At 70.2% G+C, this 14,117-nt stretch carries 9 protein-coding genes; 1 reads left to right on the plus strand and 8 read right to left on the minus strand.

Translation table 11 applies throughout. The features are described from left to right. Positions 1-224: 224 nt before the first annotated feature. The gene (locus tag NQU54_RS38680; RefSeq protein ID WP_257635073.1) at positions 225-791 is read right to left on the minus strand and encodes a hypothetical protein; all 567 of its coding nucleotides are present in this window, start codon (positions 789-791) and stop codon (positions 225-227) included. 77 nt (positions 792-868) lie between these two features. Further along, positions 869-3,211 carry a DnaB-like helicase C-terminal domain-containing protein gene (locus tag NQU54_RS38685; protein WP_257635074.1) on the minus strand — a complete coding sequence of 781 codons (2,343 nt, stop codon included), beginning with the start codon at positions 3,209-3,211 and terminating at the stop codon, positions 869-871. A gap of 99 nt (positions 3,212-3,310) precedes the next feature. Between NQU54_RS38685 and NQU54_RS38690 the strand changes: the two genes are divergently transcribed. Continuing rightward, complete coding sequence (locus NQU54_RS38690) at positions 3,311-3,535, plus strand: hypothetical protein (RefSeq protein WP_257635075.1); 225 nt, start codon at positions 3,311-3,313, stop codon at positions 3,533-3,535. A gap of 128 nt (positions 3,536-3,663) precedes the next feature. Here NQU54_RS38690 and NQU54_RS38695 read toward each other — a convergent pair whose 3' ends face one another. From NQU54_RS38695 to NQU54_RS38720, 6 genes are all read right to left on the minus strand, one after another. Next, complete coding sequence (locus NQU54_RS38695) at positions 3,664-4,626, minus strand: hypothetical protein (RefSeq protein WP_257635076.1); 963 nt, start codon at positions 4,624-4,626, stop codon at positions 3,664-3,666. 343 nt (positions 4,627-4,969) lie between these two features. Next, complete coding sequence (locus tag NQU54_RS38700) at positions 4,970-6,214, minus strand: TIGR02679 domain-containing protein (protein ID WP_257635077.1); 1,245 nt, start codon at positions 6,212-6,214, stop codon at positions 4,970-4,972. Next, entirely contained in the window at positions 6,211-7,920 is a 1,710-nt protein-coding gene (locus tag NQU54_RS49520; RefSeq protein WP_306279504.1) for an SbcC/MukB-like Walker B domain-containing protein, read from the minus strand. The genes NQU54_RS38700 and NQU54_RS49520 overlap by 4 nt, the downstream gene beginning before the upstream one ends. Positions 7,921-8,314: 394 nt before the next feature. Continuing rightward, a complete protein-coding gene (locus tag NQU54_RS38710; RefSeq protein WP_257635078.1) occupies positions 8,315-11,221 on the minus strand; it encodes a TIGR02680 family protein in 2,907 nt (968 codons plus the stop codon). Further along, a complete protein-coding gene (locus tag NQU54_RS38715) occupies positions 11,218-12,534 on the minus strand; it encodes a DUF2398 family protein (RefSeq protein ID WP_257635079.1) in 1,317 nt (438 codons plus the stop codon). Before NQU54_RS38715 ends, NQU54_RS38710 begins: the two co-directional genes overlap by 4 nt. Positions 12,535-12,652: 118 nt before the next feature. After that, positions 12,653-14,101, minus strand: a complete 1,449-nt coding sequence (locus NQU54_RS38720) for a DUF2397 family protein (RefSeq protein ID WP_257635080.1) — start codon at positions 14,099-14,101, stop codon at positions 12,653-12,655. Between the last annotated feature and the right edge of the window lie 16 nt (positions 14,102-14,117).

Consider the following 14,117-nt stretch of genomic DNA (forward strand, 5'->3'; position numbering starts at 1 on the left):
TGCGGTCCTGCGGACCGCCTTGGGAATTGCCGCTGCGCAGCAATTAAAGGCCAGCGCGCTGCGCGCGCCTTTGGCTGGCAGGAGGGGGTCGGGATGCTCGGGCGATGAATTCGCTTGAATTCAGGGATTTATGATTTTGTTTCAGGTGGTCTGATTCTCACTGTTAGATCTGGCTCAATGGATTATGTTTCGGTAGCCAGAGGGGTTCTGAAACTTCCTCAAGTCTAGAGAAAAAATCCAATATGCGCCACTTCATAATACAACTCAGGCGGGGAGTCAATTTCGCTCGCAAAGTCCATCCAGGCCGTGTCAAGGTCTGTTTCGTCGCCGGATGACCATGCGTCGATGAGGTCGTCCCAACTGCACCTGCTAGGGCGGATTTCGCGTTCACTGGCTTCCTTCTGCGCCCCCTGGGCCTGCCTGCGGACATCCCGCCAGTCGACCGGGGTAATGCTCATCCGCTTGCCGTGGGCACGTTCCTTGAGCCGAGGTGCGATGGCTTGGCGGACAGGCGGGGGTGGGGTGCGTCCGGTGCGCTTCCAGTTGGTGGCGCGGAGCTGCCAGTATGCCTGGTTGATGCGTTCACGACTGGCAAGGCTGGGGGTGCGGGTCTTCCAGCCGCGACGCGTACGTGCGGGGATGCCCGCACGATCCATCGCCTCACGCCCGCCCTTACGGGTGTTCAGGTAGTCCAGTTGCGTTCGGACGTTAGGCGACACGTCTGCCGGCGGCGTAACCTCACCACTAGCCATCAGGTCCAGGACCTCGGTGTTCAGCTGCTCGCCGAACACGGTGCCGCCGCTGTCGGGGCCGCGTCCCCAGGACCCCAAAGGCCCCCCGCTATGTGGTAGACGAGGCCGACGAGACCTCACCTCTCACCCAGCCGCGAGATTCTCTTCACCTTGATCTGATTCAACGCGCGCCCTTCCATGAACAGCGGCCTACCGTTCCAGCGAGCCGCCCACACATCACCAGCGAGGTGGAGTTCATCCGTACCACCTACCTGAACAACCGTCAGCCCTGCCTGATGCGCACGGACTGCCTTTCGCCGCAGGTTGGAGAACGCCTGCCCACGAATAATATGCTGCCACTCCGGGCGCCGCAATTCATGATTCTTTCGACTATCGCCCATGGTCGAAACCAACTTGGCGTACATCGCAGCGACGTAAGTCTTCGTCAGTTCATCGCCCTCGGAAACAGCCTGCATACGGGTTTCATTGAGCACATTCACCAGCGTCTTGAACAGGGATGCGCTGCCTTTTGCGACGTAAGCCTCCCGGATCACCGGTGGTGTGCACAATTCCCCGTACAACAGTGAAGCGAGGTCTCTCAGGCCCAGCACCACCGACGTCGGGACCCACAACGTGCCGGACATCTCCCGGTCGTCACCAAGGGGGTGAGGCAACTCGGGATGTTGCCAGTCGATCGGGTCGATCCGGCAGATCCCCGAAAGATCCAGTCCCTTCCCGTAGTTGGCCAGATCATCCCAGCCTTCCGGGTTGTGGGTGATCGTGCGGATCGGAAGATGTGCGGACTGCAGCGCGGCAAGATAGGCGGCGTTGATATCGAGCTCAGTCACCTCCGTACCGTCCGGCACGGCAGGATTGGTGAACTTCGGGCGCGCCTCCCACACCTCGTCCGCATTGTCACGCCTCTTGCGAACCAACGGTTCGGGCAACTTGGGGTAGGTCGTGTGCTGATAACTCGTCTCCACCCGCGTCGCCTCGAACAACTCCATCACATCAGGAATCGCCGAACCACCGTCACCAGCCAGTGCTTTCAGGGCCGCGTCGGCGTCGCCTCCGCGCTCCTCCAGCGCGCGAGCGACCCGGTCGGAGACAAACGTGGACAAGCTGGCCTTCGCAGAGCTGACACGCCGCTGCCGCGCGGGCGCCGCCGCGGACACGGGGTGTGGCTGCTCCGGTGCCGAAGCGGTGCCGGAGGGGGCAGGGCACTGAATGGTGGCCGCTTCCCGGACAGACCGGGGTGGTCGGTGGGATTCCGGTGAAGCGGGGGTGGCCTGCACGGAGCCGAAGGCTGGGGCGCTGTCAGCGGGATCGGTGAAGCGGGCATAGGGCAGTTCGGCGCGCAGCTGAGTGGTGGTCTGGGGGCCGAAGTCGCGTTCGGAGACGTCGATGCGGGCATGCTCGCCGGTGCGGGTCAGGGTGAGAGTGACGTCTGGGTCCAGAGCGGCCACCACTTCGGGGAGGTCGGTGTCGAGCACGGCTAGGACCGGGATGTCTTGGGTTCTGGCCAGGTGGGCCAGAACCCGTGTGACGGCGGGTAGTTCGGGGCCGGACAGCGGGACCACGGGGTCGTGGGTGTACTGCAGGCGGTCGACCACCACCAGTGTCAGGCCGGTGATGTCCGGGACGGTTTGCGCGATGACTTCAGCGGTCAAGTCCGTGCCGTCGTCCATGTGCAGAGGGGCTCCTGCAAGGCGGCCCCGGGTTTCGGTCGCGGCCTGCTCCTCCGCGGCGGTCAGGGCGCCAGTGCGCAGCCGTCGGTAGTCCACAGGGGTCTCGGCGGCGATGATGCGCGCGGCAATATCTGCCCGGGTCAGTCCTGACGCCGCGTACAGCACGGGGAGCCCGCGGGTGAGGGCGGTGTGGCGGGCGGCGGCCGCGGCGAACAGGCTTCCGCCGGCACCCGGAGCAGCGGCGATCAGGGTCAGCGTGCCTGGTCTGAGGCCGCCGAGCGCCGTGTCGAGGGTGGGGATGCCGAACGAGACGGCCTGACCGTGACCGGACGCGCTAGGCGTCAGAACCTCGTCCAGAGCGTCGTCCAAGGCCGTCAGACGGCGCGTGGCCGCTGCTACGTCCGGCGAAGTGATGGTGGCCTGGCGGGCGGCAGAGGCACTGGAGGGCGAGAGAGCTTCGGGAGTGGCGGGGGGGAGCGCTGCGACTGGTGTGCGGCGGTGCAGGAGCAGCTGCGGGGTGCCGGAGGCTGCGGCGGCCAGCAGGTCGCCCAGCTTCCCGCGCGCCGTGGTAACCGGCGTGGCCGACAAGGTGGACAGCTGGGCCTGCCAGGTGGAGTCCAGATGGCTCAGCGGGGAAAGTACCGCGCACTTCGTACCGCGGCCGATCAGTGCGGACCGACCTGCCGCGGCGGCATCCACCAGGTCGTACAAAGCCTTACGCGCCTCATCGATACCCCACCGCCGCACGGCGCCAGCTGTGGTGGTTGTGGTGCCTGGTGTGTCCTCGGCCATGTCTGCTCCTTCCCTCCACACAAGACACGTAAGACACGTAAGAGTTTAGCGTAAGGGTGCTGTGGGGTGCCGGTGTGTGAGGCGTAAGGAAGTGAAGAGTTGGCGCCCCGTCACGAGGCGGGCAGCAAGCGGCTGCCCCGCAGAAACGTCGGCTACCGTGACCTGGATCTGCAAGCAACTGGTCGGGCGGCTCTACGAGCGCTTCCTCTCCCAGATCGCCGTCTGGACCGCACCATCCGGTCGATCATCTGCTTCCAGGTCTTCGCACTCAACGACGGCGACGACAGCGCGGTACACAGCCCGCGCTACCGCAGAACAGCCTGATTGCCGATTCAAGGAGTAGATACTCCCCCGTCCCGTGTCACCTCCCTACGGCAACGCGGTCCCCCCAGGCCGTCGCGTGGCCGCCTCGCGCGCACCGCGGCGTCCCGGGAACAGTGCCCAAGCGCCAGTTACGCCTCCGCATCCGGATCTTCGCTGGCGAGGCGGCCGGACAGCTCAGCCCGCAGCTCGGGCACCGGGACCTGAGCACCCAGCAAGCCTGCGAACTCCCCCAATCCCCAGGTGATCAGCTGCCCGCTGCGGGTGAGGTAGAAGCCAACCCGCTCCAGACGGTAAAGATCCTCGAAGTCCAGCAACGCGTACCCGGCCAACTGGTAGGCCGCCGCCGGGAGACGGACTGGGTCCTTCAGCGCTTTGAAGTCCAGCAGCAGCTGGCCGGCGATCAGGTCCGCGTCCGCGCCGCCCACCGCGCGCGAGCCGGCGAAAATAGGCCCTGAATAGCACTCCTCGGCCTCGGTGCCGGCGCGCAGCTCACCGAGGGCGTCCTGCGCAAGCCGCACCTGCACCGTGAGGTCGTCCACCATGTAATCGGGGACCTGGGCGAGCAACCCGGGCAACGTCAGCCCGGCAGCCAGACGCACAATCGCCGACCCCGGGTACAGAACACCGGAGCGGTAGACCTCCTCGAACCACACCATCACCACGCACAGACGGGCCAGCCGCTCCTCCGCCGCGGCGGCCAGCAGTATCGGCTGGCCCCGGTCGTCGGGCCGCTCCTGCTTGAGCAGAAAGCGCAGTTCACTCTCCAGGTCCCGGCCGGTTGCCAGAATCGCATCGGCGACGTCGGGGCGCCGCATACCCGCGCACCAGGCGGCCGCGCTCGCGACACCCTCGCGGACCGCACCGTCGATCACCTGCCGGCAGGTGAAGGCGTAGCGCAGTCGGTGGTCGATCGCCGCGCCGAGCGTGCCCCATGCCGGCCGTACCCCGGGCGGCGGCGTCGGCAAGGACACTGGCCGCTGCGCGGCGCGGGCTGCGGCGCGGTAGGTGTCCATCGCCGCACGCGGACGTGGCAGGTGTAACGCGGTGAATCGGGTGAACGGGCTGTCGGACGAATCGATCTGGGACGTCAAGGACAATCCAGGCTCCTCTTTCCAGGCGCGGACCGGCCGCGGGATAGCCACGCGCATTGATCCCATCGTCTCGGTACCTACGGGTAAGACGTGGGCGCTTTGCCAAGTCCCGGGCCTGCACATGGGGTTACGCGTCACCTGGGTACGGGCGGACCGCCGCCGTGAGCCCGACCACACGCATGCGAGGGAGGTGCCGTCAGTCTGGGGGTTCCCAGCATCAGCATGCTCGCCTGCTCACGTCTTCGCCCGTGGTAGCCGATCACGTTCGTCGCCGACGATGTTCTCGCCGCCCGGTTCCATCGGTACGGCATCACCCCCCTGGCCGACCTGAGGTGAACGACACTCATCTGCCTGCCTTCGGCGGGCCCACTGGCTGACCCAGCACCTGGCGCAGTACAGCGTCGTGCTCCTGGAAGACCACTCGCCCGCCTGCCCTCAAGGCGTCCCACACGGTCTCCTCTTCTATCTCAGGAGCCGGCCCGAGAGGGACTGATGAGGGCTCAGGGCCCGCGTCTTGCACCGTCGATGCGTCCATCGCGACCAGCTCGGCTCCGTACGTGCGTGCCACGTACTCGGCGATCCGCAGACCACTGCCGTCCAGGTCGCCGCTGTATCTCAGGTGGATCCCCTGGTCGACCGCGAGCTGCAGGAGGGTGTGGTCGACGCTGCTGAGCTGCCCACTGGTGCACGCCAGCGGGCCCGGGCTGTCGCAGGCCATGGCTGCTTCGAGGACCGAGGGGTTCTCGACCACGGTGAGCACCTGGGGCGCGAGCGTCGGCGGGGTACGGGTCAGGTCGAGCAGGGTCAGCGCCACCGGTGTGGCCGCCCCTCGTAGCCGCCGGTCCACCGGCCCGTCGCCCACCGCCTGCACCTGGTACAGCAGCACGGTGGCCGACAGCCGGTCGGCGATCACTCCGTAGTCGGTGAGCAGCGCCCGGACCAGGTCCGGGCGGCTCGGCTCGGGGCGCTTGGCCAGTTCGGCGATTGCGGCGACCAGTCGGGTGCCGGCGGTGGTGTCCAGGTCGAAGTAGTGCGGGTCGCCCGCGCAGTTGTGCGAGAGCTTCGCCAGAGAGACCGCGGGGCTGTGTGGCAGCTGCGAGGTGGCGGCAGCCAGGGCGTCGACGAGGCGGCGTATTGAGGCCGCGTCGTCGTCCGCGACGCCGGCCGCCCGCATCCGCGCCACCAGGGCAGGCAGGTGCGGCAGGGCTCGGCTTGTGTAGTCCCACAGTTCCTGGCGCAGCGTTGCGGCTGTGCGCCGGTCTGCTGCTCGGTCTTCCACTGGGCGGCCGACGGCGCGTTCCACCAGCGGTGGCAGGTGCTCGGCGGTCAGGCCGAGGACCGTCAGTAGTTCGCGGAGTGGCACGCGGACGCCGGTCGTGCCGACGGCAACGGCCGAGCGGACGCTGCGGCGGCGGGCGGTGGTGTCCAGCCAGGAGCGTAGGGTGGCGATCCCCGCCGGGGGCAACTTGGGTACCCGTACGGCGGCGATCCTCTCGGGGGCCTGGCCGGAGCACAGTCGGTCGTGGATGGCTGCCCACAGGGGGGCCAGGTCGGGGTCGTCGGCAATCAGGTCGAGGTCAACGCTCACGTGTGCTCCTCGCGGCGGGCGTGGTCCAGGGCCAGGTCGAGGGTGAGGGGTTGTGGTTCGCCGTGGCCTTGCCACAGCCAGGGCACGGTGACTCGGTGCCGTCCGGCGGTAACTACTTGGTGGACCATGACCTGCCCGGCTTCCTGTTTGATCATGGGGGTCATGAAGGGGGCGGTTGCGAGCACGTCGAAGTCCCAGGAGCGCAGTAGTGCGAGGACTTGGCGCAGGTTGGGTTCGTCGAATGCTGCGTCGATCTCATCGACGGACAGCAGCCGGGGTCCGCGGAAGCCTTCGCCGGAGTACATCGACCATGCTGCGGCCAGCAGCGGGAGCATGGTGGCCAGTCGCCGCTCGCCGGTGGACAGCGACTCCAGCGGGTTGGAGCGGGCGGTTACCTTGCGGAATTTCTCCGTGCTGCCGTCGCCGAACGAGGCGTGGGTCAGGGAGATTTCCCAGTCGTGCCAGGCGCGGTAGTCGAAGGTGTGGGCGACGCGATCGGCCCAGGGCTCGCCGGCCTTTTCGTCCATTCGCTGACGCAGCACGGCGTACATCTGCTCGAAGACCGCGTCGGAGGGCGGCTGGGAGATGAGGTCCACCATGCGCTGGGCGTCCTCGTCTTCGCGTACCGTCCATTCGACCTGGACGCCGACGCCTGCGACGCCGGTGCGGACTTCGCTGAGGGTGGAGCGGATCTTGCGGACCAGTTCCTGGGCCGCCTCACGGCGCAGGCGCACATCGCTGCGCAGTCGGGTGAACAGGCTGGTCTTCAGGGTCTGTTTGATGTCTGCGCGCAGGTCGTCCTCGAGTTGGCCGGCGGTGGCCTCAAGAGCCTGGACGGCGGTGTGGAGGTCTTCTCCGCGGCCGGCGCCTGGATCGGCGACGACGGCGCGGCGCCAGTCGGTGTTCTCGATGCTGATCAGGGTGACCTGGCGGTCGAAGCGGACCAGCGCGGTGTTCGCTGTGCGGGCGCTGGTCTCCAGTGCTGCCAGGGCGCGGTCGCGGGTCTGGGTGAGTGCGGCGAGGCGGTCGGCGGAGGCGGGGCGGTCGGCGAGCAAGCGGCGGGCCCAGGCCAGGCCGGCGGTGAGGTGAGCGGGCCGTTTGGAGGCGTCGGTGGGCAGGTCGTCGGGCACGGTGGCGAGGTCTTCCTCGGCGAGCCGGGCCAGTTGGCGCAGGCAGGCGTCGCGGCGGTTTTCGGCGGCCTGCCGGTAGGGGGCGATGCTCTCGAGTGTCGTCTGGGCGGTGGCGGCCTGCACGGCGGCGTTGTTGCGTCGTTGGAGGAGTTGCTCGGCCTGGGTGCGGGTTTGGTTCAGGGTGGTGGCGGTGTTCGCGCGGTGCTGCCGCAGCCGCTCGTATTCGGCGCCGTGCAGGGCGCGGATCTCGGCGACGGCAGCGGCTTCTCGCTGGGCATCCCGATGGGCGGTGTCTGCCTCCTGGCGGGCGCGTTCGCAGCGGTTCGTCCATTCCTTGGCCGCACGGGCATCGTGGCCGGCGCGCTGGAGCAGGTCGGTGGCGCGCAGCGCGGCGTGTTTCCATGTCTCGGTCTGCGAGGCGAGTTGTTCGGTTGCACGTTGATGGCGGTCGAGCGCGGCCGGCTCGGTGGGCAGGAGCGTTCCGTCGGGCAGGGTGGCCCGTCGGTTGAGCGTACGCAGGGCGTTTTTGACCGTTTCACCGGCCGTTCGGTGGCGTTCGGCGGCGGCCAGCGCCATGCTGCGGGCGCGGGTGAGGGCGGCGTCTGCGTCGTTCTCGGCGTCCTGGGCGGTGCGGGCGGCGGCGAGGGCGGCGAGGGGGAAGGCGGCCTGTTCGGCGTCCGCTTGTTGTTGTGCGTCGGCGGCTGCAGCCCGGGCAGTCTCGCTGCGCTGTGCGGCCTGCTGCCGCTGATCGAGTGCCTGGTGTGCTTGGTCGGCCTGGGTTCCGGTGTCGGTGGCGGCCTGCTCGGCGTGACGCAGTTCCTGTTCGACGGCGGCCAGGCGTGCGGCGCGGGCGACGGCTGCGGTCTGAAGCTCGGCCAGGGCCTGCTGGCGCCTGTGTCCGGCATCTGCGATACGGCTGTCGGTCTGTCGTTGGACGGTCTCGGCCTCGCGCCGCAGCCGGGCCACGGTCTCAGTTGCGGTCAGCAGCGCCGCCGCCTTCGGGAAGGCGTCGCGTTCGTCGGCGGCGGCCTGGATGTCCTGGTGGCGGCGGCGGGCCTCCTCCTGTGCGGCGTCCAGGAGCTGCTCGGCGGCGGCCAAGTCTCCTTCGAGGGCGGCGACGCGCTCCAGCCGGGCCCGCTCGCGGGCGGTACGGCCGATGTACGCGGCTCGGTAGCCGTCGGGGGCGGCAGCCGTGAGCACGCCGGATGTCAGCCGGCCGGTGGCCAGGTCGCTGCCGGGGGCATCGACGGGGATGGCGTGCAGGAGTCGCCGGATGCGGTCGGGGTCGATGGCCGGGTCTGGTTCGAGGTGCAGCAGGTCGGCCGGCGGCGGGGTGGAGGGTGGGGGTGAGGGTGAGGTCGCCGGCCACCGCGCTGCCGTCGGGGGTGACCAGGGCGTCGAGGATGCCGGCGACCAGTAGGGCGCCTTCGAGGCGGCTGGCTTCGGTGTCGGTCAGGTGGGGGGCGAAGTCGACCAGTGCCCACAGGGGGATTCCGTCGTGGTCCTGGCGGGTCCGCCACGGCGGGGCGGGCGGGGTGGCGGCGGCCTGGCGGCTTGCGGCCAGCTTGGCTTCGATGGCGGCGACGTCGGCGGCGAGGTCGGTCTGGTGCTCGGCGGCCTCAGCGTGGTGGTGCAGGCGCGGAGCGGCTGCCGCGTGTGCGCGCTGTGCCATCAGTTCGATGTCGGCCGGGCGAAGGGTGCCCAGCCAGGTCTCGGTGTCGTTCGCGGGGCTGTCCGATGCGGGGGCCTCGGGTACCTGGATGGCCTCGGCAGACAGATGGACGAGGTCGGCTCGCCAGCGGTGCACATCCCCCAGCCAGGTGCGGGCGGCGCAGGCGGCATCGTCCACGCCGGCGTTCCATTGCAGCTGGGCGGCGGCGAGGTCGGAGCGCGCGGCGTCCTCGGCCTGCTGGTAGGTGGCGTGGGCTTGGTCTCGTTGCCGTTCGGCTTCCTCGGTCTCGGCGCGGGCGGTCTCCTGCGCGTCGCGGTAGGCGGCCATGGCTTCGGCCGCTGTGGCCTGCGCGGCCTGGTGCACGGCGCGGGCTCGCTTAGCGGTGGCGGCGGCCTCGGTGGCCAGGGCGGCGTCGGTGGCGGCGGTCTGCTGGTGGCGGGGCAGGTCGATGCGGGCGCGGGCCGCTGCGGCAGCGGAGGCGAGCCAGGTGGTCAACTGCCCGAGGTCCACGCGGCGCTCGTCGTCGGCGCAGGTGGTGAGTTCGCTGGAGGCGGGTTCCAGCTGCCGGATGGCGGCTGACCATTCGGTGGTGCGGGAGGCGAGTTCGTGCTCGGTGTGTTGCCGGTGGGCGGTGGCTTCGGCGGCGAGCCGGCGGTGGGTGTCCTCGTCGTCTTCGGCGGCGCGCAGCTCTTCGGCAGCCGTGTACTCGGCTTCCTGGGCCAGTTGGTGGCGGCGCAGCGCGTCGTCCACCGCCCGTATCTGGCTGGCGCGTGCTTCGGCCCAGGCCCCAGGGGTTGCGCACAGGGGGTCGATATCGATGGCCGTTTTGCTACCGATGTCGGCCGAAGTCAGCTGCCCGGCGGCGGCCAGCAGGCGTTCGATGGCGGCTTCGGCACCCAGCGTCGTGGCGGTGCTGCGCAGTTCATCCGCCAGGTGGACCAGATGGTGCTGGCTGGTGCGGGCAAGGTCCGCCGAGCCGTCGGCCTGCTCGGTGGCCGCGCTCGCGTCGGTGGTGGCCTGCCCGGCACGTTCAGCGGCCTCGTCGGCGGTCTTGGCCAGTTCGGCGGCCCGGATTTCCCGGTGCGGCAGATCGGCCCCGGCGTGGCCGCGCAGTTCGCTGTCGGCTGCCTCGAGGCGGCCTTCGAGTTCGGAGATCCGACTGAGGGTGGCTGTGTGCTCCTGGTCGGCTGCCGCCTCGGCGGCCTGGGCCGCCTGGACCTGGGCGGTCGCCTCCCGTGTCCGCCGGGTCTGGTCGTCGAACTCGGTGTTGGCAGCGGTCAGCGCCGCGGCCTGGGTTTGCGCGACGGTGGTGAGGTAGCGGCGGTAGGCCCGGTCGGTGCTTTGAAGCAGCTTGGCTTCCTCGCGGGTGCGCTGCAGTTGCGTCTCCAGTTCGGCGATGCGTTCCATCGCCTCCGCGATCAGGGTGAGGCTGTCGGTGTCGAGGGCGGGCAGCGCATCGGTGAGCACCTGGCGCATGCGCGTGGGCGAGATGGCCTCGGCGGTGCGCAGACTGCGCAGGCTACGCAGGACGGCGATGAGCGCGTCGAACTGGACTTCGTCGAGCGGGGCGAACAGGCGGGTGCGGATGGTCTGCCGATAGTCGCGCTCGTCCTCGACGACGGGCAGATGGGCCAGCGCCTTGGTGCGCAGGCTGGGTGAGGCGGTGAACAGTTCTCCGTCGCAGGCGGCCAGTTGCTCGGCCAGGTCCTCGATCCGGACCGGCTCGCGGTCGCGTTGCAGCAGCAGGTCGGCCCCGATGCGGCCGGGGGCGAGGAAGAAGGCGCGGTGCAGGTGGCCACCGGTTGCCCGCAGCCACAGTCCGGTGGTCAGGAACGTCACCTCGCCGGTGTCCGCATCGCGCAGCCCGTACTCCAGCCACCAGGCGCCGGTACGGTCCTCCCGGTCGTTGAAGTCGGTGTGGCGGCTGGTGAGTGTGCCGGCTGCTTGGCCGGACACCGACAGGGCCGTCTGGGAGGTGTCTGCATCCAGCAGGACGGTGACCAGCATGGAGGCGGTCAGAGACTTGCCGGAGCCGTTGGGGCCGGCCAGAGTGAGCCAGCCGTCGGCGAACAGCAGGTCCTCGCTGGCCCAGGCCCAGGAGTTGACGATGCCGGCGCGGGTGGGCTGCCAGCGGCCGTCAGCGCCGGGCTGTCCGAGGGGCACTGCCCAGGCCGGGTGCGCAGTGGGATGGTCGGTGACGCTCATGGGCTAAGTTCCTGCCTGTCCTGCGTGCGGCGCGGTGGGGGCGGTGAGGAGCCGGGTGCGGCTGGCACGGAGCGGGGAGGGTGTCGCAGGTGGGTACGCCACAGGTAGATCCCGGGGGTGGGGTGCCAGTGGTCGGTCAGGTCGGGGTCTGCGGTGAGCAGCCCGGCCTGGATGAGTTCGGCGGCGGCGGCGCGGGCCAGGGCGGGCAGGCGCCGGTCGTAGGCGGCGGCCCAGCGAGGCAGGTCGTCGCGGTGCCGCTGGAACAGAGCGGTCACCTCGGTGATCGGAAGCGGGCCAGTGGGGTCGGCGCGGCGGGGCAGCTCGGCGAGCAGGGCGAGGGCTGCCTGCCGCTCGGTGCGGCGGCCCTGAGGGAAGTCGATGCCGCTGCCCAGACCCGTCGGATCAGCGGTCTGCCACCAGTCGCGGCGGACAGTGGCGGCAAGCCCGAGAGAGGCCACGACGCTCAGGGCCCGTTCACGGCCGGTGAGCGTGTGGAGGTAGGCGGTGGTCTCCGCAGCATCGTCGTGGGGGTCGGTGGCGGGGTCGTCGACGAGCCGGCGCAGCGCCTTCAGCCGCCGCTCGTCCCGGGTCGGGGCGCCCGCTGGTTCGAGGGCGGCGGCGGTGTGGTCCAGCAGTGACTCGGCGGACAGGGCGGCGGCGTGCTGCTGTGGGGAGAGGTCGTCCAGGCCGAGCAGCGTGGGGGAAAGCGAGGAGAACTTGGCGGCGAGACGGTCCCTGGATGCCGTGACGACCAAGTCGCTGTCCTCATCGGTGACGGCGCGGTCGAGGTCGGCGTCCACGGTGAGTGATCCTTCGGCGACCAGGAGTTTGAGGGCGTCGACCAGGTGCCGGCGGCTTTCGCGGGCTTCCTTCTTGCCGGTGCCGTCGGAGGCGACGATACGGAACTGTGGCAGCCGCCCGGTGGGGGCTTCGGCCGCGCACACCTGCGCGACGGCCTGCAGCAGCTCGCGCAGACTGACGCGCGGACGACGCCACAGCTGCTCGCAGACCAGACAGACCAGTACCAGGACCTCGGTGGGGGCCATGTGCATGGCGCGGCCGTCGCGGGGAAGGTGGGGGCCGCGATCGTCGGGTACGTCGGCGGGGCGCTTGTGGAGGCGGACCAGTTCAGCGACTTCATGGACCTCCAGGCGCCAGCCGAGTTCGGCGCGGAAGAACTGGGCAAGCGCCGTGCCGCCTTTGACGGCGACGCGGTAGAGCTCCGGGTCGCTCTCCGCGCGCAGACGGCCGGTGGCGATGAGCCGGCGTGCTGCCTCGCGCAGGTCGGGATCGAGGAGGTGCGGCGGCGTCATGCCACGCTCCAGGCCTTCGGGACGCGGTCTGGTGGATCACTCGCGGCGGCGTGGTCGGTGGCGGTGACCCGTACCCGCAGATCGGGTCCAGTCAGTCGGCCCTCGGCGAGGGCCACGGTCACGGCCGATGGAGGTCACTACCGCGCCGGACGTGGACCACGACGCCTGCCCCGTCGGCCTCGGCCTGCCCGCGGCCGGTAGAGGGGTCGATCTGGGCGTAGGCGACCTCGATGGCGCGGAACAAGATGACCGCCGCGTCGGTGGGCAGGCCGGCGAAGTGCTCCAGCCCCACTTCCGCGTCGGTGACCAGCAACGCGGCAAAACGCCGACGCTGTGCCGCCTCAGCTGCGGCTTCGGCCAGCGCGGCCTGTCGCTCAGCCGCGGTGTCGGGTACCTTGCGGGGCCGGCCGCTGGATGGGCCGTGCCGCTCATGTTCCCGCAAGGTCACCTCGACCTGATGCCGGCCAGTGCCGGCCGCGGCGGCGGTGCCGTGGGCGACGTCTTCTTCCGCCGGGCCGATGACCGCGTGCCAGGCCGGCCAGGCGGCGGCATACACGCGCCGTGCCTCGGCCGGCGTGGGCTGCCGGTGGAGGCTGCAGGCGAGGGAGCGGAAGTAGACCCCCAGGTCGGAGCCGCGCCGCCGCGCGGTGTAGCGCCGGTCGATGGCGACCAGCAGCGTGTGCACGGCGCCGGTGGCCGAGGCGATCAGGCGATGCACGGTGCCGTCGGGGCGGAACCACGCCTGGAGGTCCCCCAGGCGGCGCACCCGTTCGTCGACCCAGTGCTGCTGGTCACCGGGGTCAATCAGGCCGGCGTGGGGTACGGCGGCTTCGACGATCCGGCGGGGGCCTGCCGCCTGCAGGTCGCCCAGCGCGGCTTCGACCCGTCGCAGTGCCCGGCCGTACTCGCGGGGAAACTGGCGCAGCGCTTCGATGACCCGGTCGCGGTTGTCGCCGAACAGGCCGTCGTCGGTGACGTCGGACTGGACCATCTGCGCCAGGGCGGCGTAGAAGTCGGCGGTGACCCGCTGGAGCTCGTCGATGCGGGTGCGGACGTCCTCCAGGTCGACCGGAAGCAGCCCGGGGTCGGCGCCGAGGTGCTCAAGGATGCCGCGCACGGTGTGCTCGACGCTGTCCAGCAGGCGGCTGGGCAGTTGCAGCGCGCGGCGAACGTCAACCACGGCCGCCCGGACGGCGGCGACGATGCCACGTCCCTTGCGGGTCAGCGCCCACGCCTCCTGGCGGATGATCATGCCCTGGTAGCTGCGCACGGGGGCGGCGTAGTCACGGAACGGCTCGGCGAATCCCCACTTCGCCAGCTGGTCCAGCGCTTTGAGCAGGTCCGGCTCGGGAAGCGGGTCGTGGTAGCCGATGGCCCGCAGCTGGTCGGCGATATCCGCCAGCGTGGACATCGGGCCGCGCGTGGACAGTTCCTCCAGGGCTGCCAGCAGCGCGGTGTACCGCTCCCGGACCAGGTCATCGGGCAGCGCGAAGGCGGCCCAGTCGCCGGGATGGACCTCCTGCCACCACATGCGCGGTCGGCTCGTCGCCCGCCCCTTTGCTCCCACGGCGCCTCCACGCACA

The sequence above is a fragment of the Streptomyces malaysiensis subsp. samsunensis genome (assembly GCF_024519315.1).
Taxonomy (GTDB): Bacteria; Actinomycetota; Actinomycetes; order Streptomycetales; family Streptomycetaceae; genus Streptomyces; species Streptomyces malaysiensis.

What these genes read in the sequence shown, in the direction of transcription:
- NQU54_RS38685 (WP_257635074.1), bottom strand. Translation starts at nt 3,211, where the DNA reads ATGGCCGAGGACACACCAGGCACCACAACCACCACAGCTGGCGCCGTG.
- NQU54_RS49520 (WP_306279504.1), bottom strand. Translation starts at nt 7,920, where the DNA reads ATGGCGCTGGCCGCCGCCGAACGCCACCGAACGGCCGGTGAAACGGTC.
- NQU54_RS38710 (WP_257635078.1), bottom strand. Translation starts at nt 11,221, where the DNA reads ATGAGCGTCACCGACCATCCCACTGCGCACCCGGCCTGGGCAGTGCCC.
- NQU54_RS38715 (WP_257635079.1), bottom strand. Translation starts at nt 12,534, where the DNA reads ATGACGCCGCCGCACCTCCTCGATCCCGACCTGCGCGAGGCAGCACGC.